The sequence below is a fragment of the Streptomyces telluris genome, assembly GCF_024519335.1.
Taxonomy (GTDB): Bacteria; Actinomycetota; Actinomycetes; order Streptomycetales; family Streptomycetaceae; genus Streptomyces; species Streptomyces telluris.
In genome coordinates this window covers 125,680-150,095 of the sequence record NZ_JANIID010000020.1, presented here as the reverse complement: position 1 = coordinate 150,095, position 24,416 = coordinate 125,680, and the positions used below count along the sequence as shown (strand labels likewise).

General features: G+C 72.9%; 25 protein-coding genes. 5 read left to right on the top strand and 20 right to left on the bottom strand.

Going from position 1 to position 24,416, the window contains the following annotated elements:
- A partial coding sequence (locus NQU55_RS21880; RefSeq protein ID WP_256790980.1) for an ATP-dependent Clp protease ATP-binding subunit occupies positions 1-2,430 on the bottom strand: 2,430 nt, incomplete at its 3' end.
- A gap of 499 nt (positions 2,431-2,929) precedes the next feature.
- Between NQU55_RS21880 and NQU55_RS21875 the strand changes: the two genes are divergently transcribed.
- Positions 2,930-3,607: an SCO3374 family protein gene (locus tag NQU55_RS21875; RefSeq protein ID WP_168095596.1), complete on the top strand. Its 678-nt coding sequence runs from the start codon at positions 2,930-2,932 to the stop codon at positions 3,605-3,607.
- On the opposite strand, the gene NQU55_RS21870 is transcribed toward NQU55_RS21875, so the two are convergent.
- The 12 genes from NQU55_RS21870 to NQU55_RS21815 form a co-directional block, all read right to left on the bottom strand.
- Positions 3,538-3,876, bottom strand: coding sequence for a histone-like nucleoid-structuring protein Lsr2 (locus NQU55_RS21870; protein ID WP_058045639.1), 339 nt, complete (start codon positions 3,874-3,876; stop codon positions 3,538-3,540). The two genes, NQU55_RS21875 and NQU55_RS21870, sit on opposite strands and share 70 nt — an antisense overlap.
- A gap of 160 nt (positions 3,877-4,036) precedes the next feature.
- The gene (locus NQU55_RS21865) at positions 4,037-4,555 is read right to left on the bottom strand and encodes an amino-acid N-acetyltransferase (protein WP_058045638.1); all 519 of its coding nucleotides are present in this window, start codon (positions 4,553-4,555) and stop codon (positions 4,037-4,039) included.
- A 9-nt stretch (positions 4,556-4,564) separates the two neighbouring features.
- Positions 4,565-4,960 carry a BlaI/MecI/CopY family transcriptional regulator gene (locus NQU55_RS21860; RefSeq protein ID WP_168095597.1) on the bottom strand — a complete coding sequence of 132 codons (396 nt, stop codon included), beginning with the start codon at positions 4,958-4,960 and terminating at the stop codon, positions 4,565-4,567.
- A gap of 249 nt (positions 4,961-5,209) precedes the next feature.
- On the bottom strand, positions 5,210-5,389 hold the full coding sequence (locus NQU55_RS21855) for a hypothetical protein (RefSeq protein WP_168095598.1): 180 nt from the start codon (positions 5,387-5,389) through the stop codon (positions 5,210-5,212).
- Between the two features lie 76 nt (positions 5,390-5,465).
- On the bottom strand, positions 5,466-6,197 hold the full coding sequence (locus tag NQU55_RS21850) for a hypothetical protein (protein ID WP_256790979.1): 732 nt from the start codon (positions 6,195-6,197) through the stop codon (positions 5,466-5,468).
- Positions 6,198-6,307: 110 nt separating this feature from the next.
- Positions 6,308-6,946, bottom strand: a complete 639-nt coding sequence (locus NQU55_RS21845) for a hypothetical protein (protein ID WP_168094471.1) — start codon at positions 6,944-6,946, stop codon at positions 6,308-6,310.
- 82 nt (positions 6,947-7,028) lie between these two features.
- Positions 7,029-7,826, bottom strand: a complete 798-nt coding sequence (locus NQU55_RS21840; RefSeq protein WP_168094472.1) for a type III pantothenate kinase — start codon at positions 7,824-7,826, stop codon at positions 7,029-7,031.
- Positions 7,826-8,869, bottom strand: coding sequence for a carboxylating nicotinate-nucleotide diphosphorylase (gene nadC / locus NQU55_RS21835; protein WP_168094473.1), 1,044 nt, complete (start codon positions 8,867-8,869; stop codon positions 7,826-7,828). The genes NQU55_RS21840 and nadC overlap by 1 nt, the downstream gene beginning before the upstream one ends.
- On the bottom strand, positions 8,866-10,578 hold the full coding sequence (locus NQU55_RS21830) for an L-aspartate oxidase (protein ID WP_168094474.1): 1,713 nt from the start codon (positions 10,576-10,578) through the stop codon (positions 8,866-8,868). Before NQU55_RS21830 ends, nadC begins: the two co-directional genes overlap by 4 nt.
- Positions 10,575-11,441, bottom strand: coding sequence for a pantoate--beta-alanine ligase (gene panC / locus NQU55_RS21825; protein ID WP_168094475.1), 867 nt, complete (start codon positions 11,439-11,441; stop codon positions 10,575-10,577). Before panC ends, NQU55_RS21830 begins: the two co-directional genes overlap by 4 nt.
- On the bottom strand, positions 11,438-12,358 hold the full coding sequence (locus NQU55_RS21820) for a Rossmann-like and DUF2520 domain-containing protein (RefSeq protein ID WP_058045629.1): 921 nt from the start codon (positions 12,356-12,358) through the stop codon (positions 11,438-11,440). Before NQU55_RS21820 ends, panC begins: the two co-directional genes overlap by 4 nt.
- A 142-nt stretch (positions 12,359-12,500) precedes the next feature.
- Positions 12,501-12,839, bottom strand: a complete 339-nt coding sequence (locus NQU55_RS21815) for a hypothetical protein (protein ID WP_168094470.1) — start codon at positions 12,837-12,839, stop codon at positions 12,501-12,503.
- A 99-nt stretch (positions 12,840-12,938) separates the two neighbouring features.
- Between NQU55_RS21815 and NQU55_RS21810 the strand changes: the two genes are divergently transcribed.
- Entirely contained in the window at positions 12,939-14,015 is a 1,077-nt protein-coding gene (locus NQU55_RS21810; RefSeq protein ID WP_168094476.1) for a DUF5937 family protein, read from the top strand.
- 51 nt (positions 14,016-14,066) lie between these two features.
- Here NQU55_RS21810 and NQU55_RS21805 read toward each other — a convergent pair whose 3' ends face one another.
- Positions 14,067-14,747, bottom strand: a complete 681-nt coding sequence (locus NQU55_RS21805) for a response regulator transcription factor (RefSeq protein ID WP_168094477.1) — start codon at positions 14,745-14,747, stop codon at positions 14,067-14,069.
- Positions 14,748-14,811: 64 nt separating this feature from the next.
- Positions 14,812-16,017 carry a sensor histidine kinase gene (locus tag NQU55_RS21800; RefSeq protein ID WP_256790983.1) on the bottom strand — a complete coding sequence of 402 codons (1,206 nt, stop codon included), beginning with the start codon at positions 16,015-16,017 and terminating at the stop codon, positions 14,812-14,814.
- Between the two features lie 124 nt (positions 16,018-16,141).
- On the opposite strand from NQU55_RS21800, the gene NQU55_RS21795 reads away from it, so the two are divergent.
- Together NQU55_RS21795 and NQU55_RS21790 are read left to right on the top strand one after the other, a co-directional pair.
- Positions 16,142-17,170 (top strand): SAM-dependent methyltransferase, encoded by a 1,029-nt coding sequence (locus NQU55_RS21795; RefSeq protein WP_168095749.1) that lies wholly within the window; start codon positions 16,142-16,144, stop codon positions 17,168-17,170.
- Positions 17,171-17,192: 22 nt separating this feature from the next.
- Positions 17,193-18,335, top strand: a complete 1,143-nt coding sequence (locus NQU55_RS21790; RefSeq protein ID WP_168095750.1) for an NADH-quinone oxidoreductase subunit D — start codon at positions 17,193-17,195, stop codon at positions 18,333-18,335.
- An 87-nt stretch (positions 18,336-18,422) separates the two neighbouring features.
- On the opposite strand, the gene NQU55_RS21785 is transcribed toward NQU55_RS21790, so the two are convergent.
- The 4 genes from NQU55_RS21785 to NQU55_RS21770 form a co-directional block, all read right to left on the bottom strand.
- Positions 18,423-19,448 (bottom strand): hypothetical protein, encoded by a 1,026-nt coding sequence (locus NQU55_RS21785; RefSeq protein WP_308402261.1) that lies wholly within the window; start codon positions 19,446-19,448, stop codon positions 18,423-18,425.
- Between the two features lie 183 nt (positions 19,449-19,631).
- A complete protein-coding gene (locus NQU55_RS21780; RefSeq protein WP_168095752.1) occupies positions 19,632-20,567 on the bottom strand; it encodes an ABC transporter substrate-binding protein in 936 nt (311 codons plus the stop codon).
- A 198-nt stretch (positions 20,568-20,765) separates the two neighbouring features.
- Positions 20,766-21,449 (bottom strand): ABC transporter permease, encoded by a 684-nt coding sequence (locus NQU55_RS21775; protein ID WP_256790977.1) that lies wholly within the window; start codon positions 21,447-21,449, stop codon positions 20,766-20,768.
- Positions 21,449-22,207: an ABC transporter permease gene (locus NQU55_RS21770; protein ID WP_168093444.1), complete on the bottom strand. Its 759-nt coding sequence runs from the start codon at positions 22,205-22,207 to the stop codon at positions 21,449-21,451. Before NQU55_RS21770 ends, NQU55_RS21775 begins: the two co-directional genes overlap by 1 nt.
- A gap of 136 nt (positions 22,208-22,343) precedes the next feature.
- Here NQU55_RS21770 and NQU55_RS21765 point away from each other — a divergent pair, with 136 nt between their 5' ends.
- The gene (locus NQU55_RS21765; protein WP_168093443.1) at positions 22,344-23,510 is read left to right on the top strand and encodes an ABC transporter ATP-binding protein; all 1,167 of its coding nucleotides are present in this window, start codon (positions 22,344-22,346) and stop codon (positions 23,508-23,510) included.
- A 405-nt stretch (positions 23,511-23,915) separates the two neighbouring features.
- Here NQU55_RS21765 and NQU55_RS21760 read toward each other — a convergent pair whose 3' ends face one another.
- The gene (locus NQU55_RS21760; protein ID WP_168093442.1) at positions 23,916-24,413 is read right to left on the bottom strand and encodes a DUF3180 domain-containing protein; all 498 of its coding nucleotides are present in this window, start codon (positions 24,411-24,413) and stop codon (positions 23,916-23,918) included.
- Positions 24,414-24,416: the final 3 nt, after the last annotated feature.

Below are 24,416 nucleotides of genomic sequence, written 5' to 3'. Positions count from 1 at the left end.
GAACTTCTTCTCCTCACCCTCGCCCTCGGTGCCGACGACCACGATGTGGCCGGGGCGCAGCTCGCCGAAGAGGATCTTCTCCGAGAGGATGTCCTCGATCTCGCGCTGGATCGTGCGGCGCAGCGGGCGGGCGCCCAGGATCGGGTCGTAGCCCTTCTTCGCCAGGAGCGACTTGGCCTCGGAGCTGAGCTCGATGCCCATGTCGCGGTCCTTGAGCCGCTCGTCCACCTTGGCGATCATGAGGTCGACGATCTGGATGATGTCTTCCTCGGTGAGCTGGTGGAAGACCACCGTGTCGTCGACACGGTTGAGGAACTCGGGCCGGAAGTGCTGCTTGAGCTCCTCGTTGACCTTGGCCTTCATGCGCTCGTAGCCGGTCTTGACGTCGCCCTGGGCGGCGAAGCCCAGGTTGAAGCCCTTGGAGATGTCCCGGGTGCCGAGGTTCGTCGTCATGATGATGACGGTGTTCTTGAAGTCCACGACCCGGCCCTGGGAGTCGGTCAGACGACCGTCCTCCAGGATCTGCAGGAGCGAGTTGAAGATGTCCGGGTGGGCCTTCTCGACCTCGTCGAACAGGACCACCGAGAACGGCTTCCGGCGGACCTTCTCCGTCAGCTGGCCGCCCTCTTCGTAGCCCACGTAGCCGGGGGGCGAGCCGAAGAGGCGCGAGACGGTGTGCTTCTCGCTGAACTCCGACATGTCGAGGGAGATCAGGGCGTCCTCGTCGCCGAAGAGGAACTCGGCGAGGGTCTTGGACAGCTCGGTCTTACCGACGCCCGAGGGGCCGGCGAAGATGAACGATCCGCCCGGGCGCTTGGGGTCCTTGAGGCCCGCACGGGTGCGCCGGATGGCCTGGGAGAGCGCCTTGATGGCGTCCTTCTGGCCGATGACGCGCTTGTGCAGCTCGTCCTCCATGCGCAGCAGGCGGGAGGACTCCTCCTCCGTCAGCTTGAAGACCGGGATGCCGGTGGCCGTGGCGAGGACCTCGGCGATCAGCTCGCCGTCGACCTCGGCGACGACGTCCATGTCGCCGGCCTTCCACTCCTTCTCCCGCTTGGTCTTCGCGGCGAGGAGCTGCTTCTCCTTGTCGCGCAGGGAGGCGGCCTTCTCGAAGTCCTGCGAGTCGATCGCGGACTCCTTCTCCCGGCGCACGTCGGCGATCTTCTCGTCGAACTCGCGGAGGTCCGGCGGCGCGGTCATCCGGCGGATGCGCATCCGGGAGCCGGCCTCGTCGATCAGGTCGATCGCCTTGTCCGGCAGGAAGCGGTCGGAGATGTAGCGGTCGGCGAGTGTGGCGGCCTGGACCAGCGCGTCGTCCGTGATGGAGACGCGGTGGTGGGCCTCGTAGCGGTCGCGCAGACCCTTGAGGATCTCGATGGTGTGCGGCAGCGAGGGCTCGGCGACCTGGATGGGCTGGAAGCGGCGCTCGAGGGCGGCGTCCTTCTCCAGGTGCTTGCGGTACTCGTCGAGCGTGGTGGCACCGATGGTCTGCAGCTCACCACGGGCCAGCATCGGCTTGAGGATGCTGGCGGCGTCGATCGCGCCCTCGGCGGCGCCCGCACCCACCAGGGTGTGGAGCTCGTCGATGAACAGGATGATGTCGCCGCGGGTGCGGATCTCCTTGAGGACCTTCTTCAGGCGCTCCTCGAAGTCACCGCGGTAGCGGGAGCCGGCGACCAGGGCGCCGAGGTCGAGGGTGTAGAGGTGCTTGTCCTTGAGGGTCTCGGGCACCTCGCCCTTGACGATGGCCTGGGCCAGGCCCTCGACGACGGCGGTCTTGCCGACGCCGGGCTCGCCGATGAGGACCGGGTTGTTCTTCGTACGGCGGGAGAGCACCTGCATGACCCGCTCGATCTCCTTCTCGCGCCCGATGACCGGGTCGAGCTTGGATTCGCGAGCGGCCTGCGTCAGGTTGCGGCCGAACTGGTCCAGGACGAGCGAGGTCGAGGGGGTGCCCTCGGCCGGGCCGCCGGCCGTGGCGGCTTCCTTGCCCTGGTAGCCGGAGAGCAGCTGGATGACCTGCTGCCGGACTCGGTTGAGATCGGCGCCCAGCTTCACGAGGACCTGGGCGGCGACGCCCTCGCCCTCGCGGATCAGGCCGAGCAGAATGTGCTCGGTGCCGATGTAGTTGTGGCCGAGCTGAAGGGCCTCGCGGAGCGAGAGCTCCAGGACCTTCTTCGCACGGGGGGTGAAGGGGATGTGCCCGGACGGGGCCTGCTGGCCCTGGCCGATGATCTCCTCCACCTGCTGGCGGACCGCCTCGAGCGAAATCCCGAGGCTCTCCAGGGCCTTAGCGGCGACACCCTCACCCTCGTGGATCAGGCCCAGGAGGATGTGCTCGGTGCCGATGTAGTTGTGGTTGAGCATCCGGGCTTCTTCCTGAGCCAGGACGACAACCCGCCGCGCACGGTCGGTGAACCTCTCGAACATCGTTAATCGCTCCTCAGAGCGGTCAGGCAAGTAGGGGTCGGTCCCCTCCCTGTCCTTCCGCATGCTAGTCCCGCGGGACGGGACAGCTCATTCCAACTGCCGACATCCGTCCGGATCACCCCGCGTCGGCGGGGAAACCTGCTGCCGAACAGCCGACATCTCCTCCAACCCGATGGTGGGAGACGATGTTCCCGCAGGCCAGGCATATACGCTCGCCGCCACTACGCCGACGGCGAACGCGAGCCCGGCCCGACACGCCCGCCCATCGCCCGCCGCCACCCTTGCTGACGCGCTCCGCGCGGTGTCGCACCGCCTCTTCCCATGGGGAACCTCTTACCCGCAAGGATTGACAGTCCATGCGGCGCGGGCACCGTCCATCCGCTACGGGCGAACACCCTCACGCCGCCCGGAGCGCCTGTGCGCCCCCCACTCCTTATACGGAGTGTGCCCAACTACCCACCCAGAGTAACCTCTTGGCGGTTTCACAGTTGCACCGCACATGACCGTTGCCCTCCCGCGCCCCGGCGGTCCCGCAGATCAATGGTGCCAGGCGCGTCGGTGGTACGAGCACGAGCTGGGCTGGCCGACCTCCGGCGCGGCGCCCCTGGAGCTGCCGACCGGCCTCCGCTTCGACGTCCTGGACCTTCCCCTGGACGCCGGCTCCGCCGTGCTCGGCCGCCCGGTGCGCACCGGCCCCGTCGCCCTCGACGTCCGGACGCGGAGGCTGTGGTTCCTGGTCGCCGCGGGCAGCGCGGACGAGCTGCCGGAGCTGCTCGACTGGCTGGAGTGGGGCGCGGTGCCCCTGGACCTGGCCGTGCTGGGGCAGGGCGGGCGGATCGCCGCGCCGGTGCCCGTCGGCCCGGGCCACGGGCGCCTCGGGGCGCTCGGTCCGGGCAAGCCGGACAAGCCCGGGAGGGCCGTGTGGGTACGGCCTCCCGCACCGGGGAACCCCGGGGGCGGGATCGAGCCGTCACTGCCGGTGACCGGCCTCGGGGGCGAGGGGGACGCCCCCGATCTCGCACGGCTCGTGGGCGCGGCGGCCACGGAGGTCCACCGGGCCCGGTTGCTGCGCGCCCGGAGGGCACGCTCGCAGGGGCCGGCGGATGATCAGCCGTTGGCCTTCTCGTACGCCTCACGGATGTCGGCGGGCACGCGGCCGCGGTCGTTGACGCTGTAGCCGTTCTTCTTGGCCCAGGCGCGGATCTTCGCGGTGTCGGGGCTGCCGGCAGCGGCGGCGGCGCGGACCTTGCCGCGAGCGCCCGCGGCACGGCCGCCGGTGCGGCGCCCACTGCGGGTGTACGGCTCCAGCAGACCGCGGAGCTTGTCAGCGTTGGCCGTGGTGAGGTCGATCTCGTACGTCTTCCCGTCCAGGGCGAACGTCACGGTCTCGTCGGCCTCGCCACCGTCGAGGTCATCGACAAGAAGGACCTGAACCTTCTGCGCCACGGGGAATCCTTTCAGTGGAAAATGGGATTACGGAGGAATAGCAAACCGCCTTTCCCGGAAAAACACAAACCCCCCGGGAAGGTTCAGCCCGCCTTCCGCGTGGGAACCATCCCTTCCGGAGGCATGTGATAGGGGCGCGATTCGGACATAGGGACCGCGATCACAGATGCAGAAGCATCCGGCTGTTGCCAAGGGTGTTCGGCTTCACCCGTTCGAGACCCAGGAACTCGGCGACGCCCTCGTCATAGGAACGCAGCAGCTCGCTGTAGACATCACCGTCCACGGGTGTCTCACCGATCTCCACGAAGCCGTGCTTCGCGAAGAAGTCCACTTCGAAGGTGAGGCAGAAAATGCGCCGCACGCCGAGCCAGCGCGCCGTCTGCAGCAGCTTGCCCAGTACGGCGTGGCCCACCCCGCCGCCCTTGACGTCCGGGTCCACCGCGAGAGTGCGCACCTCGGCCAGGTCTTCCCACATCACGTGCAGGGCCCCGCAGCCGATGACACTGCCGTCCTCGTCCCGCTCGGCCACCCAGAACTCCTGGATGTCCTCGTAAAGAGTGACGGTGGCTTTGTCGAGGAGGATGCGGTCACGAACGTACGTGTTGATGAGACGGCGCAGCGCCGGCACATCGCTGGTCCGGGCACGGCGGACGGTGACGACTTTTGATAGTGCGGGCATGCCCGGACGCTATCGCCCCGGGGTCCCGGTGCCGTCGCCGGGCCCGTCGAGTTGCACGACCCTGATGGCGTCCCGCAGGGCTTCGCGTTGTTCGGCCGACATCATGCCGAAGAAGGCGACGAGAGCGGCCGCGGGGTTGTCGCTCACGGACCACGCTTCGTTCATCAGTGCGGCTGAGTAGGCGGCCCGGTTCGAGACCGCCTCATATCGATAGGCGCGGCCTTCCGCTTCCCTGCGCAGCCAGCCCTTCTGATACAGGTTGTCCATTACGGTCATGACCGTCGTGTAGGCGATGGACCGTTCCTGTTGAAGGTCTTCCAGCACTTCTCGAACAGTGACCGGCCGGTTCCAGTCCCACACGCGCGTCATGACGGCGTCTTCCAGATCACCCAGGCGTCTGACCACACGCGAATAATAGTGGGAGATGTCTGGAATGACGCTTTATCGGGGCGGCAATGGGGCGGCAAAAAGGGCGCACGGCCGAGAAATGCGGTCTCGAACCGTACGCCCGTGAGCATCCGCGCCCGCCGGGGGCGCATCCGGCGGCCGTCGCGCCGCGCGGAGGTGCGCGCCGGACGGGGATGCATGCCGGACCGGGATGCGCGCCGGAGGGAAACGCGCCCGACGGAGAAACCCGTCGGGCGGAGAGGCGCGTCAGGCGGCGCTGCCCTTGCCGGCCTGCTGGGCGGCCTCGGCGCGGGCCAGGGCCGCGTCGACCAGGGCGTCCTCCTTGGCCTTGTTCGCGCCGCCCTGACTCTTGATGATCGTCACGACCAGGGCGGTGAAGGCGATCGCCATCACGACGGGCGGCACCAGCGCGGCGACATAGTCCATGGCCGTCGGCTCCTTCTGGGTCTGGCTTGCGCGGATTGAGCGACCCGTCCAGATTACGCGCGCCCCGGAAGGCCGCTCAGGCGGGTCGGGCGTGCGGCGCCTCGCCCGCCGGGGGCGGTGCGGGCTTGCGCCGGGGCGGGAAGACCTCGCCGGGCGTGGGGATGGGCCGGTCCGGGCGCGGTCCGGACGGCTGCTTGGCGGGATCCGTGCCGGGCTTGCCCGGGGGCTTCTCCTCCGGCTGCTTGCGGCCGGGCTTGTGCCCGGGGCCCGCCGGGCCGTCGGCGGTGGGCGGCAGGCCGCCGGGCAGGGCCAGCAGCGGAGTGCGGCGCAGCCGGATGCGCGCGGCGGGCACCGCGCAGGCCACGCGGTCGGCCGCCGCGGCGCGGGCGGCCGGGCCCGCGACGAGCTCGCAGCGGCGCAGCAGGGCCCGGTAGCCGGCCGCGGCGGGCCCGGCCGAGGGGACCGAGCACAGGGCCCGGAGGGCGTCGAGGTCCTCCGTGCGCGGCCGGTAGCCCGCCGCGAGGGCGTCCTGGAGGCGCTCGGCGTAGCCGAAGGCGGCGCCGGGGAGGGCGGCGCGGTAGCGGGCGAGGTCGGCGAGGAGGAAGGCGCGCAGCCTTCCGCTCTCCAGCACGGCCTCGTCCACGGCCGCGGCGAGCCGGTGGCAGTCGCGCGCCTCCGCGGCGCGCTCGGGGCCGGGGCGCCCGGGGACGGCGTGGGGATGGAGGGCGATGGCGAGGGCTCGGCGCAGCACGCGCAGTTCGTCCGCGCTGAACGCCATGCCGCCGCGTGATCCATAGGGCGTGGGCATGCGCCGACTTTAAGTGCTAAACGGACAATTTTCGCCTAGCTGGATATTTACGGCGTGGCACGAGCCGGTCACCCCGGGAAACCGGGGGAATCCACGGGGCGACCGCGCGGTCAGCGCCGCTTGCGGCGGGTGACCCCGAGTGCGATGGCGCCCGCCGAGACGGCGGTCCCGGAGGTGGTGGCGAGCAGCAGGGTGCTGTTGGTGGCCGGCTCGGCGTAGGGCTGGGGCACCCGGTCCACGACCTCGACGCGGATCGGCGCCGAGTCGTTGCCGGGGTCCGGGTCGGGGACGGGCTCCCCGTCGCGGTCCAGGATGCGGACCACGCCCTCGGCGCCGTCGACCTTCTCGTCGATGCGGACCCGGAAGCCGAGCGTCTCCCGCTCCCCGGCGGTGAAGTTCTCCCCGATGGAACAGATGTACGAGCCGGGCTCCGCGGACGGGCCCGCCTTCGCCACACAGGGCTGCCGGACGCCGCTGTGCGGGGTCGCGACGATCGTCGTGCCCGGCGGCGGCGTCACCTCGTACGTGCCGGCGCCGTGCCCCGGCCGCCCGCCGGCCGGGCCGGGGCCGCCGTTCCTGACCCCCAGCTCCACCTCGACGGTCTCGCCGACCTGCCCGACGACCGGATGGGCGATGGCCTGATAGTCGGCGCGGGCCGCCGCTCCGGCCTGTGCCGGGCCGGCGCACAGCCCCAGCCCGGCCGCCAGTGCCGCTGCGGGGACCACCGCCCACCGCATTGTCCGCTTCATTCCCCACACACCCCATGCCGGTCGGATACGGAATCAGGTTCCGCAGCTGACAGGACAGTTGAAACGGACGGTTGGTTGCGTGCTACGCGCGGGAGACGTTCCGCTCGTAGACCAGCCGCAGGCCGATCAGCGTGAGCCACGGCTCGTGTTCGTCGATGACGGACGCCTCGCCGAGCACCAGGGGCGACAGGCCGCCGGTGGCGATGACGGTGACCTCGTCGGGATCGTCGGCGAGCTCGCGGGCCATCCGCTCGACGACGCCGTCCACCTGCCCGGCGAAGCCGTAGAGGATGCCGGACTGCATGGCCTCGACCGTGTTCTTCCCGATGACGCCGCGCGGGCGGGCCAGCTCGATCTTGCGCAGCTGCGCGCCCTTGACGCCCAGCGCCTCCACCGAGATCTCGATGCCCGGGGCGATCACGCCGCCCGCGTACTCGCCACGGGCGCTGACCGCGTCGAAGGTGGTGGCCGTGCCGAAGTCCACGACGATGCACGGGCCGCCGTAGAGCTCGACGGCCGCGACGGCGTTGACGATCCGGTCGGCGCCGACCTCCTTGGGGTTGTCCATCAGGATCGGCACGCCGGTCTTCACGCCCGGCTCGACCAGCACCGCGGGCACGTCCCCGTAATAGCGGCGGGTGACCTCCCGCAGCTCGTGCAGGACGGCGGGGACCGTGGAGCAGATGGCGATGCCGTCGATGCCGTCCCCCAGCTCCTCGCCCAGCAGCGGGTGCATGCCCATCAGGCCCTGGAGCAGGACCGCCAGTTCGTCGGCCGTGCGGCGGGCGTCGGTCGACACCCGCCAGTGCTCGACGATCTCCTCGCCGTCGAACAGGCCGAGGACCGTATGGGTGTTGCCGACATCGATGGTGAGCAGCATCAGGCCGCTTCCTCCTGCGCGTCGTCCTCGTCGCGCTCCCGCAGGTCGAGACCAATGTCGAGGATCGGGGACGAGTGGATCAGCGAGCCGACCGCCAGGTAGTCCACGCCGGTCTCGGCGTAGGCGTGGGCGTTGACGAGCGTGAGGCGGCCGGAGGACTCCAGCAGGGCGCGGCCGGCGACGAGTTCGACGGCCTCGCGGGTCTGCTCGGGGGTGAAGTTGTCCAGCAGGATGAGGTTGGCGCCCTCGGCGAGGACGGGCGGGATCTGGTCGATCCGGTCGACCTCGACCTCGACGGGCAGGCCCGGGAAGGCCTCCCGCACGGCCCGGAAGGCTTCGGCCACGCCGCCGGCCGCGACCACGTGGTTGTCCTTGATGAGCGCCGCGTCCGACAGGGACATGCGGTGGTTGACGCCGCCGCCGCAGCGCACCGCGTACTTCTCCAGGGCGCGCAGGCCGACCGTGGTCTTGCGGGTGTCGCGGACGGCGGCCTTGGTGCCGTCCAGCAGGTCGGCCCACTCGCGGGTCGCGGTGGCGATGCCGGACAGGCGGCACAGGAGGTTGAGGGCGCTGCGCTCGGCGGTGAGCAGGTCGCGGGTGCGGGTGCGGACGGTGAGCAGCTTCTGGCCGGCGGTCACCCGGTCGCCGTCCTCGACGTGCCGCTCGACCTCGAACTCCTCGGTGCAGACGACCGAGAGGACGGCCTCGGCGATGTGCAGGCCGGAGACGGTGCCGTCCTCGCGGGCGGTGAAGTCGCCGGTGGCGACGGCCTCGGCGGGGATGGTCGCCACGGTGGTGACGTCCTGGCCGCCGTCGAGGTCCTCCTCGATGGCGAGGTGGGCGATGTCCTCGATCTGCAGGGGGTCGAGGCCGGCCTCGGCGAGCAGCCGGGCCAGGTCGGGGTCGAGCCCGCACTCCAGCGCGTCCTCCGCGAACGTCTCACCGCAGCCACAGCCGTCACCGCAGCCGCCGGTGGCCGTTTCAAGGTTCACCTGGATGTCCTGGCCGATCTGGTGGAGGGGGAGTTCGTTCGGGGTGGTCACGTGGTGCTCCTCGGTTCGGCGCCGGTCGTGGGCGGGGCGGGCGTGACGGACGGGAAGGCCGCCGTCCCGGTGGTGGAGACCGAGAGCGTACGGTCCGGGCGCAGGGTCACCAAAAGATGCCGGTGCCAGGCGGTGTCGTCGCGGTCGGGGCGGTCCTCGCGCCAGTGGCAGCCGCGGGTCTCCTCGCGGCGGAGCGCGGCGGCGACCAGGACGCGGGCGACGAGCAGGAGGTTGGTGGCCTCCCAGCTCTCCGTGCCGGGCGCCTCCAGCGCGGCGGCGGCGTCCTCGTCGATGCGGGCCAGCTCGGCGGCCGCCCGCTCCAGGCTCTCCCGGGAGCGCAGGACCCCGGCGCCCTCCGTCATGATGCGCTGGATCTCCAGGCGGGCCTTCGGACCGGCGAGCACCGTGCCGGCGGCGGAGGCCTCCGGCGGGAGGGCCTCGCCCGGCCCGCCCGCCTCCCGCAGGCCCGCGGTCACGTCGGCGGCGATGCGCTCCGCGAAGACCAGGCCCTCCAGCAGCGAGTTCGACGCCAGGCGGTTGGCGCCGTGCACGCCCGTGCAGGCGACCTCGCCGCAGGCGTAGAGCCCGGGGACGGTGGAGCGGCCGAGCAGGTCCGTGCGGACGCCGCCGGAGGCGTAGTGCGCCGCGGGCGCGACCGGGATCGGCTCCGTCACCGGGTCGATGCCGTGCGCGCGGCAGGCGGCGAGGATCGTGGGGAAGCGGTGCTCCCACATCTCGGCGCCGAAGTGGCGGGCGTCCAGGTACATGTGCCGGGCGCCGCGCTCCTGCATGCGGCGCATGATGCCCTTGGCGACGATGTCGCGCGGGGCCAGCTCCGCGAGCTCGTGCGCACCGACCATGAAGCGGTGGCCGTCCGCGTCGACGAGGTGGGCGCCTTCGCCGCGCACGGCCTCCGACACCAGCGGCTGCTGGCCCTCGGCGTCCGGGCCGAGCCACAGCACGGTGGGGTGGAACTGGACGAACTCCAGGTCGGACACCTCGGCCCCGGCGCGCAGGGCGAGGGCGACACCGTCGCCGGTGGAGACGGCGGGGTTCGTGGTGGCGGAGAAGACCTGGCCCATGCCGCCGGTGGCGAGGACGACGGCCCGGGCCCGGACGGCGCCGACGCCGTCGCGCTCGCCCTCGCCCATGACGTGCAGGGTGACGCCCGCGGCGCGGCCGTCCGCGTCCTTGAGGAGGTCGAGGACCAGCGCGTGCTCGATGGTCTCGATGCCCGCCGCCCGCACGGCCTCGACCAGGGCCCGGGAGATCTCGGCGCCGGTGGCGTCGCCGCCCGCGTGGGCGATGCGGCGCCGGTGGTGGCCGCCCTCGCGGGTGAGCAGGATGGCGCCGGTCCCGGCGTCGGTGTCGAACTGCGCGCCCGTGGCGATGAGCCGGCGCACCGCGTCGGGGCCCTCGGTGACCAGGGTGCGCACGGCCTCCTCGTCGCACAGACCGGCGCCCGCGACGAGGGTGTCGTCCAGGTGCTGCCCGGGGGTGTCGCCCTCGCCGAGCGCGGCCGCTATGCCGCCCTGCGCCCAGCGGGTGGAGCCGTCGTCCAGGAGGGCCTTGGTGACGACGGTGACCTTCGCGCCGGCGGCGGCGCAGCGCAGGGCGACGGTGAGCCCGGCGACGCCGGAGCCCACGACGACCACGTCGGCGTCGACGGACCAGCCGGGCTTGGGTGCGTGGAGGCGTATGCCGGTCATCGCTCGGCTCCGAGCTGCAGGGGGACGTTGTCGATCAGGCGGGTGGTGCCGACCTTGGCGGCGACGGCCAGCACGGCTTCGCCCGCGTAGTCGTCGGGGACCTCGGTGAAGTCGGAGGGGTCGACCAGGGCCAGGTAGTCCAGGAGGACGGGGGGCTCCAGCTTCGCCGCCGCTTCCAGGATGCCGCGGGCGGAGCCGCGGACGGCGGCCGCGCCGCCGTCCGCGGCGGCGGCACCGGCGCGCAGGGCCCGGGAGAGCTCCAGCGCCGTGGCCCGGTCGGCCCCGGAGAGGTAGCGGTTGCGGCTGGACAGGGCGAGGCCGTCGTCCTCGCGGACCGTCGGCACCCCGACGACCTCCACGGGGAAGTTGAGGTCGCGCACCATGCGGCGGATCAGGGCGAGCTGCTGGGCGTCCTTCTGGCCGAACAGCGCGACGTCCGGCGCGCTCAGGTGCAGGAGCTTGGCGACGACGGTGAGCACGCCGTCGAAGTGCCCGGGGCGGGAGGCGCCTTCCAGGCGCTCTCCCATGGGGCCGGCGGTGATGCGGACCTGGGGCTCCCCGCCGGGGTAGACCTCGTCCACGGAGGGGGCGAAGACGGCGTCGGCGCCCGCCCGCCCGGCGAGGGCGAGGTCGGCGTCGAGGGTGCGCGGGTAGCGGTCGAGATCCTCACCCGCGCCGAACTGCAGCGGGTTGACGAAGACCGTGACGACGACCTGGCCCTCCGGCCCGGCCAGCCGGCGCGCTTCGCGGACGAGGGTGGCGTGGCCCTCGTGCAGGGCGCCCATCGTCATCACGACGGCGCGGCGGCCCGCGCGCGGGAGGGCCTTCAGCTCCTCGGCGTCGCGGGTGAGCTGGGTGGTCATGCGGTGCCTCCGTCCGCGAGGACGCCGAGCAGGTCCTCCGCCAGTTCCGGCTTGAGCAGGCCGGCCGCGAGGGCGCGGTCGGCGGTCGTACGGGCCATCGCCAGATATCCGGGGACGGCCTGGGGTGCGTGGGCGCGCAGCTCGGCGATGTGCGCGGCGACGGTGCCGGCGTCGCCGCGGGCCACCGGGCCGGTCAGGGCGGCGTCGCCGCTGCGCAGGACGTTGTCGAGCGCGGCGCCGAGGAGGGGGCCGAGCATGCGGTCGGGCGCCCCGACGCCGGCGGTGCGCAGCAGGTCCATGGCCTGGGCGACCAGGGTGACCAGGTGGTTCGCGCCGAGGGCGAGGGCCGCGTGGTAGAGCGGGCGGGCCTCTTCCGCTATCCACTCGGGCTCGCCGCCCATCTCGATGACCAGGGCCTCCGCGGCGAGCCGCAGCTCGTCGGGGGCGGTGACGCCGAAGGAGCAGCCGGCGAGCCGGTCGACGTCGACGGGGGTGCCGGTGAACGTCATGGCCGGGTGCAGGGCGAGCGGCAGGGCCCCGGCGCGGCGGGCGGGGTCGAGCACGGCGGTGCCGTGCCGGCCCGAGGTGTGCACGATGAGCTGGCCGGGGCGGACGGCGCCGGTCTCGGCGAGGCCGGCGACCAGGCCCGGCAGGGCGTCGTCGGGCACGGTGAGCAGGACCAGCTCGGCGCGCGCGAGCACCTCGGCGGGGGTGACGAGCGGGACCTCCGGGAGCAGGGCGGCGGCCCGCCGCACCGAGGCGTCGGAGACTCCGGAGGCGGCGACCGGGCGGTGCCCGGCGAGCCGGAGCGCGGCGGCGAGCGCCGGGCCGACGCGGCCCGTGCCGACGACGCCGACGGTGAGCCGGGCGGGTCGGTCCTGGGGGCTCGGGTGCTCCGGGTGGGTATGTGCGTTCACGCGGCGATGGCCTTCCGTTCCAGTCCGCGGCGGGTACCGGACGATTCCTTCGTCATGCTACGTGAGGCGCGAGGGGCGGTCCCCGGCCGTCCCCAGCCCTGTGGATAACGCTACGGGCGACCGGCCGGCCGGGGGCGTCGTGTCAGCACTCGGCCGGGCGGCCGCAGGCGTCCGGGACGCGACGCCCGGCGTCCTGCGCCGAAGACGGCCGGACGGCTGACGGGCGGGCCTCCGACGGGCGGACGGCTGCCGGGCGGACCTCCGCCGACCGGAGGCGGGCGGCGGGGCGGAGGAAGCGGAACAGCGACGCCCGGCGGGCGCGGCGGGCGGCCACCCGCTCGTCGACGACCGCCTGGAAGGCGCGCCAGGTGCGGAAGGAGCGGTAGGCCTCCACGTCCCCGGTGCCGGGGGCGGGCGGGGCCGGCTCCCCGTGCTGGGCGGCGCGGTAGAGGTCGAGCATGTGCTGCTGAGCTGCGTTCATGTGATCCACGGTGCGCCGGTGGGGGCTCCCTTGCCGCGTCGATTGACGAGAGCCGTCAAGTGACGGCCGGACCCCCGGGGAGAGAGGCACGATGGGCGCATGAGCGTGGAGATCGACATCGCCGGACTGCCGCACGAGCGCATCCTTTTCACCCCGTCGCCGCTGGCCGAGCTCGGTGCGATGCTGCACGTCCTGGCGGAGCCCGGGCACCACCCCGGGCTGCACGGCTGGGCCACGGCGACCGCCTCCGGGCTCCGGCCCGACCTGGCCGACCGGCTGACCGAGGCCGACTTCCTGTGGCGCTCGGCCCGCTCCGACCTGCTGCTGCCCGCCGTGCCCCGGGCCACGCTCGCCGAAGAGCTCGACGACCTCGACCGCATGGACGACGAGAAGTTCGTGGCCGCGGCCTTCGAGGTCACCTGCAGCTCCGTGCGGCCCGAGCCCTCCCCGCTGGTCGACGCGGAACAGCGGGTGCGGGTGCGCGAGCTGTCCGCCGCCCGCGGCCCGCGGCAGGCGCAGTTCACCGACCGCATGCTGGAGGACCCGCCCGCGCTGCGCGCCTGGCTGCGCAGGCTCCTGGAGGACTGCGAGGAGGCCTTCTTCGCCGACAACTGGCAGCGCGTACGGGTGCAGCTCGCCGCGGACGCCCGGCACAAGGCGGACCTGCTGCGGCACAAGGGACTCGGCGAGGCCATGTCCGCGGTCTCCACGGCCGTCTCCCTCGGCGCGGGCGGCAAGCGGATCGTCCTGGACAAGCTGCAGAACGGCCGGGCGACGGCCTACGCGGAGGGCCTGACGTTCATACCGACCGCGTTCGGGTGGCCGCACCTCATCGTGCTGCACCGGCAGGGCTGGCAGCCGATGGTGCAGTACCCGGTGGCCGCGCCCGAGCTCCCCAAGGGCCCGGCCCTGCAGCTGGTGCAGCAGCGGATGGAGGCGCTCGCGCACCCCGTCCGGATGCGGCTGTGCCGCACGCTGTCCCGCGGCCCGCACACCACCAGCGAGCTGGCCACCGTCTTCGGCCTGACGCCGCCCGAGGTGTCCCGGCACATCGCCGTGATGAAGAAGGCGGGCCTGCTGGCCACGCGCCGACGCGGCCGCTACGTCCTGCACCAGCTGGACCTGCCGGTGGTGGCCCGCCTGGGGAGCGACTTCCTGGAGACGGTCCTGAGGTAGCCGGGCCGCCACGGCGGCCCCGCGGCGGCCGGGCTCACCGCGCCCCGGGCGCTACTTCTGCGGCGTCCCGCCCCCGGCCCGCACGAGACCGCTCTCGTAGGCCAGCACCACCACCTGCACCCGGTCGCGCAGCCCCAGCTTGGTCAGGATGCGTCCCACGTGCGTCTTGACCGTGGCCTCCGAGAGCACGAGCCGCGCCGCGATCTCGCCGTTGGACAGGCCCTGCGCCACCAGCAGCATGACCTCGCGCTCCCGCTCGGTCAGGCGCCCCAGCTCCGTGCCGGCCGGCTCCTTCGTCGTGCTCGGCAGCATCGGGGTGAAACGATCCAGCAGCCGGCGGGTGGTGCTGGGCGCGACGACGGCGTCGCCGCTGTGCACGGCCCGGATCGCCCCGAGCAGCTCGGCCGGCGGCACGTCCTTGAGCATGAAGCCGCTCGCGCCGACCTTGAGCGCCGAGAACGCGTACTCGTCCAGGTCGAAGGTGGTCAGGATGAGCACCTTCGGCGGGTCCTGCTGGGCGCAGATCCGGCGCGTGGCCTCCACGCCGTCGAGCCGCGGCATGCGGACGTCCATCAGGACGACGTCCACCTCGGTGCCGGCCAGCACCTCCAGGGCCTCCGCGCCGTCCCCGGCCTCGGCGACGACCTCCATGTCGGGCTGGGCGGCCAGCACCATGCGGAAGCCGGTACGCAGGAGTACCTGGTCGTCGACGAGCATCACCCGGATGGACATGCAGATGTCCCTTCCCTCGGTCGGAGTACGGCGGCAAAACGTCCGGCACCAGCAAACACCATGGTCAGCGACCGCCCGGCTTCACCGGCAGCAGCACGCTGATCCGGAACCCGCCGCCCGGCCGCGGGCCCGCGTCCAGCGTGCCCCCGACCATGCCGACGCGCTCGCGCATCCCGATCAGGCCGTGGCCCATGCCGTCCGCGCCGCCCGCCTCGTACAGCTCGTGCTGCGCGCCCCGGCCGTCGTCCTCGACGAGCAGGCCGAGCCCGTCGTCGAAGTACGTCAGGCGGACGCTCGCACCGGCCTCGGGGCCGCCGTGCTTGCGGGTGTTGGTCAGGGCTTCCTGCACGATGCGGTAGGCGGTCAGCTCCACGCCGCTGGGCAGCGGGCGGGGCGCGCCCTCGACCTCGTACTCCACGGGCAGGCCCGCGCCGCGCACCTGCTCGACCAGGTCTCCGATCTGCTCCACGTCGGGCTGCGGCACGTAGTCCCCGCCCTCGGTGGTGCCCTCCTCGGTGCGCAGGACGCCCAGCAGGCGGCGCATCTCGGCCAGCGCCTGGCGGCCCGTGCCGGAGATCGTCTCCAGGGCCTGCTTGGCCTGCTCGGGCGAGGCGTCGAGGACGTAGGCGGCGCCATCGGCCTGGACGACCATCACCGAGACGTTGTGCGCGACGACGTCGTGCAGCTCGCGGGCGATGCGCGCCCGCTCGGCGGTCACGGCCATCCGGGCCTGCTGCTCGCGGTCCTTCTCCAGGCGGGCCGCGCGCTCCTCCAGCTGGGCCCAGTACGCGCGGCGGGTGCGCATGGAGTCGCCGAGCACCCAGGCGAGGACGAAGGGGGCGGTGAGGAAGGCCAGCGAGATCAGCACGGCGCCGAGCCCGCGGTCGACCAGCGGCCACCGGATCAGGAAGAGCACCGGCGCGGCCAGTCCGCCGGCCAGGGCCACCCTCGACGCCCAGCGGACGTGGCCGGAGGCGACGGTGTAGACGATCGCGAGCATCGCGATGTTGGCGATGTTGCCCTGCACGTCGGCCGCGATCTGGGCCAGGCCGCTCGCGATCGCGAGGAACAGCATCGGCACGGGGGCCCGGCGGCGCAGGGCGATCACGAGGCTGAGGGTCACCACCGTGACGACGTTCACGGCCTGCTGGGTCCCCGACACGCCGTGTTCCTCGGCTGTGGCCAGCATGCTGATCCCGAACAGCAGGACGGCCCAGAAGCTGTCCACACCCGTCGGGTGCCTGCGGAGAAAGTCGTAGAGGCGGTGCACGTCACCCAGCGTAGGCATGCCGGGTACGTGCCGGGGTCAGCCCGGCGATCGATCCGGTGCCTCTCCTTCTACTCCGCAAGGTGGAGGCGGCGTGTCCGCGAAGGGCTGCGCATAGCGTGTGCGTATGGCAAGCGGAACGATGACATGGCGCGCCGCGACCGAGGCCGCGCTCTACGGTCCCGGCGGCTTCTACCGGCGCCCCGAGGGCCCCGCCGGGCATTTCCGTACCTCCGTGCACGCCTCCCCGCTGTACGCCGGGGCCGTCGCGGAGCTGCTGCGCCGGGTCGACGAGGCGCTCGGGCACCCGGCGGAGCTGACGTTCACGGACGTCGGCGCCGGCCGCGGCGAACTGCTCACCGGCGTCCTCGCACGGCTGCCGGAGAAGGTGACGGCGCGGCTGCGGCCGGTCGCCGTCGAGCGGGCGGCCCGCCCGGACGGCCTGGACCCCCGCATCACCTGGGTGGGTGACATCCCGGACGGCACCGAGGGCCTGCTGTTCGCCAACGAATGGCTCGACAACGTGCCCGTGGACGTCGCCGAGACGGACGCCGGGGGCGTCGCGCGCCAGGTGCTCGTCCAGGAGGACGGCGAGGAGATGCTCGGCGAGCCGGTCGCGGGCGCGGACGCCGCCTGGCTCGCCCGCTGGTGGCCCGTCGACGGAGCGCCCCCCGGCACCCGCGCCGAGATCGGGCACCCGCGCGACGCCGCCTGGGCGCGGGCCGTGGGCAGTCTGCGCGCCGGCCTCGCCGTGGCTGTCGACTACGCCCACGAGCGGGCCGGCCGCCCGCCCTTCGGCACCCTGGCCGGCTTCCGCGAGGGCCGCGAGGTGCGCCCGGTGCCGGACGGCTCGTGCGACATCACCGCCCACGTCGCCATGGACGCCTGCGCGGGCTCCGGCAGCACCGTGCTGACCCAGCGCGAGGCGCTGCACGCCCTCGGCGTGGACGGCGGCCGCCCGCCGCTGTCGCTCGCCTCGACCGACCCCGCCGCCTACGTCCGGGCGCTGGGACGGGCCGGCGAGGCGGCCGAGCTCACCTCCCCGGCGGGCCTGGGCGCCTTCGGCTGGCTGGTGCAGCCCGTCGGAGAGGCCTGCCGGGGGCTGCTCCCGGGCAGCCCGGACCCCGCCCCGGACCGGGCCGGCCCGGAAGGCTGACAGACTTGTCCCCATGACCCCCATGACGGAGACGACAGTCGGCATCGGCGGTGCGGCGGAGAGCACCGACATGGTGCTCAACATCGGACCCCAGCACCCGTCCACGCACGGCGTGCTGCGCCTGCGGCTCGTCCTCGACGGCGAGCGGGTCCGCGAGGCCGAGCCGATCGTCGGCTACATGCACCGCGGCGCGGAGAAGCTCTTCGAGGCGCGCGACTACCGGCAGATCATCATGCTCGCCAACCGCCACGACTGGCTGTCGGCGTTCTCCAACGAGCTGGGCGTCGTCCTGGCCGTCGAGCGGATGCTCGGCATGGAGGTCCCCGAGCGCGCCGTGTGGACCCGTACGCTCCTCGCCGAGCTGAACCGGGTCCTCAACCACCTGATGTTCCTCGGCTCCTACCCCCTGGAGCTCGGCGGCATCACCCCCGTCTTCCACGCCTTCCACGAGCGCGAGGAGCTCCAGACGGTGATGGAGGAGGTCTCCGGCGGCCGCATGCACTACATGTTCAACCGCGTCGGCGGCCTCAAGGAGGACCTGCCCGCCGGCTGGCTGGGCCGGGCGCGGCACGCCGTGGCCCAGGTCCGCTCCCGGATGGACGTCTACGACCGCCTCGTGCTCGGCAACGAGATCTTCCGGGCCCGTACGCGCGGCGTCGGCGTGCTCACGCGCGAGACGGCGCACGCGTACGGGGTCAGCGGCCCCATCGCCCGCGCGTCCGGCGTCGACTTCGACCTGCGCCGCGACGAGCCGTACCTCGCCTACGGGGAGCTGCAGGACACCCTGAAGGTCGTCACCCGCGAGGACGGCGACTGCCTGGCCCGCTTCGAGTGCCTGCTGGAGCAGACCCACAACGCGCTGGAGCTCGCCGAGGCCTGCCTCGACCGGATCGCCGAGCTGCCGCCCGGGCCGATCAACCAGCGGCTGCCGAAGGTCCTCAAGGCACCCGAGGGCGCGACCTACGCGTGGACCGAGAACCCGCTCGGCCTCAACGGCTACTACCTGGTCTCGAAGGGCGAGAAGACGCCGTACCGGCTGAAGCTGCGCTCCGCGTCCTTCAACAACATCCAGGCGCTGACCGAGCTGCTGCCGGGGACGCTGGTCGCCGACATGGTGGCGATCCTGGGGTCGCTGTTCTTCGTGGTCGGCGACATCGACAAGTAATCGACGAGTAGGGCCGACGAGCAAACGCGGAACCCCCGGTGGGCATCCACCGGGGGTTTCGTTTCTGCAGGCCGGGTTGCGGACCGCCTACGAGGCGGCCGTGCGCAGCTCGGCCACGTCTATCTGCTCGGTCTCGTCGTGCGCGGTCAGGTCGATGACGTCGTCCCCGGCGCGCTCGCCGTCCTTCCCGGCCTCGGCCTCCGCCTCGGCCTTGGCCTCGGCGAGCGCCTCCTCGCCGACGACGTCCGCGAGGTCCGTCTCCTCGACGGGACGCTGGGCCGGGGCCGGGCGCTGGGTGCCGAAGAAGTCGAAGCCGCCCGTGGCGCGGGAGGCGGGACGGCGGGCGGGGGCCTGCGGCACGGCGGCGCGGAGCGCGGGCTTGAGGGCGGCGCCGGACTCCGGCTGCTTGTCCTCGGCGGCCGGCTCGACGGCCTTGACCGGCTCGGCAGGCTTGCCCGCCTTGACCGGCTCGGGTGCCCGCTCGGTGCCCTGACGCGCCTCCGGGCGCGGCTGCGGCACGGTCCCGGACGCCGTCCGGGACGCGCTCGCGGGCTTCTGCCGGGGCAGGGCCGCGGGCCCGGCGCCGGACTCCGCGCCGGACTCGGCGGCGGGCCGGGCTCCGGCCACGGGCTCCGCCTCCGCCGCGCCGCCGCTCAGGCTGCGCAGCGCCTCCGCGGCCTTGCGGTACGCGGCCGGGTCAACGGCCGGCCCGGGCACCGTCAGCGGCGCGCCGGGGCTCAGCGCCGGGGCGCCGAGGGGCGCACCGCCCCGGGCGATCCGGCGGCCCTCCAGCGCGCTGGCCCGCCCGGTCTCGGCGGCGGCGTAGCGGCGCAGCAGGTCGGCGTGCTCGGTACGGAGACGGGCCAGCTCGGCGCGCTTGCCGCGCAGCTTGGACTCCACCCGGGCCTTGGCCGCCCTGGTGTCCTCCAGGTCCGTCTCCAGCTCGGCTATGCGCTCCTCGGTCTTCCACTCGTCCCGTGTGCGGGCGGCGGTGAGCTGGGCGACCCGCCGTCCGGCGGTGCGGTCCCAACGGCGCATCAGCACGGCACCGACCACCGCGGCGGCGGCCGCCGCCGCGGCGAGGCCCCGGATGACGACCGTTTCACCTACCACCCAGGCACCGGCGGCGCAGGCGACGGATGTCGCGGCGACCGCCGATGGGGGAAGAAGCCTGTGCAGGGATGGCGAATGGCGGTGGCGTCCTCGTGGCATGGCCTGAAACTTACCGTGCGTCGCCTTCGGAGTGTGACTCCACCACGAAACTCTTCCCTTGATCTTACTTGTCCCCTACACCTCTCACTTCGTCAGCAGCCCCTTCTCCTTGAGGTACTGCGCGGCGACATCCGCGGGCTTGAGCCGCCGCGCATCAACCTTCTTGTTGAGTTCGGTGAGATCTTCCGTGGTCAGCACCCTGGTGAGCTTCGCGAGAGCATCGGCGACCTTCTGCGAACCGGCCTTCTCCGCATTCACCACGGGCAGCACGTTGTCGGAGTTCTGAAGCTTCTTGTCGTCCTTGAGCAGGACCAGTCCGAACTGTTCGAGCGTGGCGTCCGTCGTGGTGGTCAGGAGCAGCTGCGCCTTGCCGTCCTTGACCGCCTGCTTGGCCTGGACGCTGCCCACCTCCAGCGGGGTGATGCCGGAGAACTTGATGCCGTAGGTCTTCTCCAGGCCGGGCCGGCAGAAGGGCCGATGGGAGCATTCGTCACCCGCCGCGAGCTTGACCTCCTGACCCGACTTTCCCAGATCGGAAAGCGTCTTGAGCTGGTGTTTCTCCGCGAACTCCGCCGTCACCGCGAAGGCGTTCTGATCGACCGCGCGGCCCGGGTCGAGGACCTTCAGTCCACGCGGCTCCGCGAGTTTCCGCAGGGCCTTCACCGTGGCGTCCGCGTCGGCCGACGCGACGGCGGGAGCGTCCTTGCCGTTCCGCTTCTTGTTCAGGAATTCGGCGAGCGTCGCCGCATACTCCGGGACGACGTCGATCCGGCCCTTCTCCAGCTCCGGTTCATAGAGCTCGCGGGCCTCCGCCGTCCTGATCACCGTGGAATATCCGGCGTCCTTCAGCAGGCCCGCGTATATCTCGGCGAGCACCTTGGACTCCGTGAACCCCGCCGAACCGATGACGAGGGAACCCCCGCCCGGCTTCGCCGACCCGCCGTCCCCTCCCCCGGACTTCTCCAGGCTGTCGCCCCCGCACGCGGCGAGGCCCGCCGTCAGGGCGGCGACGCCGGCCATCGCCAGCAGGGCGCGGGAGGTCCGTGCCCGGCGCGGGGCGCCCTTCGTGGACCCCTCGGAAGACGCAGCAGACTCAGTGGACGCAGAAGACGCAGCAGACTCAGAAATCGCAGAAAACATGGAAAACACGGAAAATACGCCCTTCGGTTCCGGCGGCCAGCTCTCCGGCCGCCGTCGCTTCGATGACCGGCGCCGCACCTACCCCGGCACCGGCCCCGTACGCCGGCGCACCGGATCCAGCAGCCGCTCGGCCACCACCAGCACGCCCTCGACGAGCAGGGCGAGCACCGCCACCAGCAGCGCGCCCGCCACCACTTGGGCGGTGTCGGTGAGCCGGAAGCCGGCCGTGATGATGCGGCCGAGGCCGCCGCCGCCGGGCAGCGCGGCCAGCGTGGTCGTCGCCACGACCTGGACGGCGGCGGTCCGCACACCGGTCACGATCAGCGGGAAGGCCAGGGGCAGCTCGACGCGGGCGATCAGCTGACGGCCCGTCATTCCCATGCCGCGGGCCGCCTCGACCACGTCGCGATCCACCTCGCGCATGCCGACGTAGGCGTTGGTCAGCAGCGGGGGTATCGCGAAGAGCACCAGGGCGATGACGGTGGGCCAGGAGCCGTGCGTGCCCAGCGGGCTGAGCAGCAACAGCACCAGCACGGCGAAAGTGGGCACCGCGCGGCCCGCGTTGGAGAGGTTCACCGCGAGGGCGCCGCCCTTGCCCAGATGGCCCAGCAGCACGGCCACCGGAAGCGCTATCGCGCAGGAGAGGGCCAGGCACACGACCGTCAGGAAGAGGTGCTCACCGAGCCGGTGCCACACGCCGTCGGTGCCCGACCAGTGCGCGCCGGTGGCCAGCCACGTCCACGTACGCTCGACGACTCCCATCAGAGCGCTCCCTCGACGGCCGCCGGCCGGCCGGCGGCCTTCCCGCCTCCGGGACCGGACTTCGCCGCCCCCGCCGCCCTCCCGGCCTTCTTCCCCGCCCTCGTCCACGGCGTGAGCAGCCGCTGGACCAGCAGCAGGAGGAGATCGGCCGCGACGGCCAGGGCCACGCAGAGGACCGAGGCGGTGAGCACCTGCGCCTTGAAGTAGCTGTGCATCCCGTCGTAGATGAGATTGCCCAGACCCCCGTAGTGGAGGATCGCGCCGACGGTCGTGAGCGAGATCGTGGAGACCGTGGTGATCCGCAGACCCGCCATCAGGGCCGGGAGGGCCAAGGGCAGTTCCACCCCGAAGAGCAGGCGCAGCGGGCCGTAGCCCATGCCGCGGGCCGCCTCCCGCGTCTCCTCCGGAACCGCGGCGAGCCCGGCGAGGATGTTGCGCACGAGGATCGTGAGCGAATACAGCACCAGGCCCGTGATCACGACGGCCGGCGACAGCCCGAAGAACGGCACCAGGAGCGAGAACATCGCCAGCGACGGCACCGTGTACAGCACGGTGGTCAGGCCGAGGACCGGGCCCGCCACCACGCGCCACCTGCGGGCCAGCAGGGCCAGCGGGAAGGCCACGAGGAGCCCGATCGCGACCGAGGCGAGCGTGATGCCGATGTGCTGGAGCGTGGCGTCCGTCAACTCCTGGCTCCGCGTGCGCAGATACTCGCCGCAGACCCAGTCATTGCTGATCAGGCAGTCCTGACCGGCCATGCGCTCCCACCTCCCCCAGGCAGTCGACCGTCGGTTTGCCGGTTACCAGCGACCCTAACCCGGGGCACTGACATTCGAGCCGGCCGCCACACAACGGCAACAATGTCCGCAGGGAGTACGGCCAGAATGGGGAACCATGATCCGCTTCGAGCACGTCACCAAGCGCTACGCCGACGGCACGACCGCCGTGGACGACCTGTCCTTCGAAGTGGCCGAGGGTGAGCTCATCACGCTCGTGGGACCGTCCGGCTGCGGCAAGACCACCACGATGAAGATGGTCAACCGGCTCACCGAGCCCACGTCGGGACGGATCCTCCTCGACGGCGACGACATCGCCGGCGTCGACCCCGTCGAACTGCGGCGCCGCATCGGCTACGTCATCCAGCAGGTCGGGCTCTTCCCCCACAAGACCGTGCTGGAGAACACCGCGACCGTCCCCCATCTGCTGGGCTGGCAGCGGAAGAAGGCCCGGGAGCGGGCCGCCGAACTCCTCGACCTCGTCGGCCTCGACCCGGCCGTCCACGGCGCCCGCTACCCCCACCAGCTCTCCGGCGGGCAGCGGCAGCGGGTCGGCGTCGCGCGGGCGCTCGCCGCGGACCCGCCCGTGCTGCTCATGGACGAGCCGTTCGGGGCGGTCGACCCGGTGGTGCGGGAGCGGCTCCAGAGCGAGTTCCTGCGGCTGCAGTCGCAGGTCCGCAAGACCGTCCTGTTCGTCACGCACGACATCGAGGAGGCCGTCCGGCTCGGCGACCGCATCGCCGTCTACGGGCACGGCCGCATCGAACAGTTCGACGCCCCGGCGACGGTGCTGGGCGCGCCCGCCACGCCCTACGTCGCCGACTTCGTCGGGGCCGACCGGGGTCTGAAGCGGCTCTCGGTCACCCCGATCGAAGCGGGTGACCTCGAACAGCCGCCGGTCGTCCACCTCGACGACACCGTGGCCGCCGCCGGCGCCGCACTGGCCGTGGACGACGCCCGGTGGGCCGTCGTCCTGGACGACGCCGACCGGCTGCACGGCTGGATCTCGGCCGAAGCGCTCGCCGGCGGCGGCGGCACGGTGCGGGAACGGGCGCGCCGCATGGACGCCTGGCTCCCGGTGGGAGCCTCCCTCAAGCAGGCCTTCAGCACGATGCTCCAGCACGACGCGGGCTGGATCGCCGTCCTCGACGGCGCCGCGGCGGACCGCTTCGTGGGCGTCCTGACCCCGGCCCGGCTGCACGAGGCGCTGCGCCGCTCGATCGACGCCGACGCGCGGGGCGCGGCGCGCAGCGAGGTGGATCTGGAGAGCATCCCCGGGGCGTAGCCCGGGGATGCTCTCCGGCAGACCGTACGGGCGGGCGAGGCAGGCCCTGCCCGCTTTCCCTCCGCCGCGGCGGCACTCGGCGGTACCGGGCTCACCCGAAGTTTGTACGGCACCGCCGGGCTCCACCGTCGTGGTCAAGCGCCGTCGCGGCGGAATCAAGGGTGCGAGCACCCTTGGCCCACGGGCCGGCCTTGAGCGCACAGCCCGGAAACGGCGGCCCCGCCACCCTCGTCCCGCCGCAACGGCGATCAGCCCCCACGGCACTCTTCGGCGGTGCCGAGCCCACCCGAGGTTCGTACGGCACCGCAGGAAGCCGCCATCGCGGCGGAATCGAGCGAACGTCCGGGCGCCGCGAAGCCAGGCGGCACCGCCGTCGCGGCGGGTTCAAAGGGCGCCGCGCGCCCTTTAACCCCGGGCCGTGCCCGGGCCGCCCGGGCGGCCCTCGTCTTCGTCCTCGGGGAGTTTGCAGACGCGTTCCAGGAAGAACGCCGCGGCGATCACGGCCATGCCCGCGACGACCGACGCGCCCGCGTAGATCACCTGTTCGCGGCGGATCGCGACGTCCAGGCCGTCGAGGCCGAGGAAGACGCCGACGCCGCCGTACATGCCGGCGACGAGCGCCGCGACCAGCGCGCTGGCCTGGCCGAAGACGACCGCGCGGGCGGCGAGCAGCGGATCGACGCCCTTCGCCCCGGGGCGCCGCTCGCGCTGGGCGCGCAGCCGGGCGCGGAGGGAGAGCGCCGTGGCGGCGAGGACGACGGCGATGACCGCGAGCACGATGGGCGCGGCCACCGGCACCCGCGGCAGCGTGCCGACCGCGTCCCACAGCCGGGCGCCCGCCCAGGAGAGCACCCCGGCCACGGCGAACAGCCCGGCCAGGACACCGATCCGCAGTTGCTTCACCGA

Bases quoted from the DNA above. Each gene is read 5' to 3' on its own strand.
- NQU55_RS21875 (WP_168095596.1), top strand. From the start codon at position 2,930: ATGACCGTTGCCCTCCCGCGCCCCGGCGGTCCCGCAGATCAATGGTGC.
- NQU55_RS21865 (WP_058045638.1), bottom strand. From the start codon at position 4,555: ATGCCCGCACTATCAAAAGTCGTCACCGTCCGCCGTGCCCGGACCAGC.
- NQU55_RS21855 (WP_168095598.1), bottom strand. From the start codon at position 5,389: ATGGACTATGTCGCCGCGCTGGTGCCGCCCGTCGTGATGGCGATCGCC.
- NQU55_RS21850 (WP_256790979.1), bottom strand. From the start codon at position 6,197: ATGCCCACGCCCTATGGATCACGCGGCGGCATGGCGTTCAGCGCGGAC.
- NQU55_RS21845 (WP_168094471.1), bottom strand. From the start codon at position 6,946: ATGAAGCGGACAATGCGGTGGGCGGTGGTCCCCGCAGCGGCACTGGCG.
- NQU55_RS21840 (WP_168094472.1), bottom strand. From the start codon at position 7,826: ATGCTGCTCACCATCGATGTCGGCAACACCCATACGGTCCTCGGCCTG.
- NQU55_RS21830 (WP_168094474.1), bottom strand. From the start codon at position 10,578: ATGACCGGCATACGCCTCCACGCACCCAAGCCCGGCTGGTCCGTCGAC.
- panC (WP_168094475.1), bottom strand. From the start codon at position 11,441: ATGACCACCCAGCTCACCCGCGACGCCGAGGAGCTGAAGGCCCTCCCG.
- NQU55_RS21815 (WP_168094470.1), bottom strand. From the start codon at position 12,839: ATGAACGCAGCTCAGCAGCACATGCTCGACCTCTACCGCGCCGCCCAG.
- NQU55_RS21810 (WP_168094476.1), top strand. From the start codon at position 12,939: ATGAGCGTGGAGATCGACATCGCCGGACTGCCGCACGAGCGCATCCTT.
- NQU55_RS21805 (WP_168094477.1), bottom strand. From the start codon at position 14,747: ATGTCCATCCGGGTGATGCTCGTCGACGACCAGGTACTCCTGCGTACC.
- NQU55_RS21795 (WP_168095749.1), top strand. From the start codon at position 16,142: ATGGCAAGCGGAACGATGACATGGCGCGCCGCGACCGAGGCCGCGCTC.
- NQU55_RS21790 (WP_168095750.1), top strand. From the start codon at position 17,193: ATGACGGAGACGACAGTCGGCATCGGCGGTGCGGCGGAGAGCACCGAC.
- NQU55_RS21780 (WP_168095752.1), bottom strand. From the start codon at position 20,567: ATGGCCGGCGTCGCCGCCCTGACGGCGGGCCTCGCCGCGTGCGGGGGC.
- NQU55_RS21775 (WP_256790977.1), bottom strand. From the start codon at position 21,449: ATGGGAGTCGTCGAGCGTACGTGGACGTGGCTGGCCACCGGCGCGCAC.
- NQU55_RS21770 (WP_168093444.1), bottom strand. From the start codon at position 22,207: ATGGCCGGTCAGGACTGCCTGATCAGCAATGACTGGGTCTGCGGCGAG.
- NQU55_RS21765 (WP_168093443.1), top strand. From the start codon at position 22,344: ATGATCCGCTTCGAGCACGTCACCAAGCGCTACGCCGACGGCACGACC.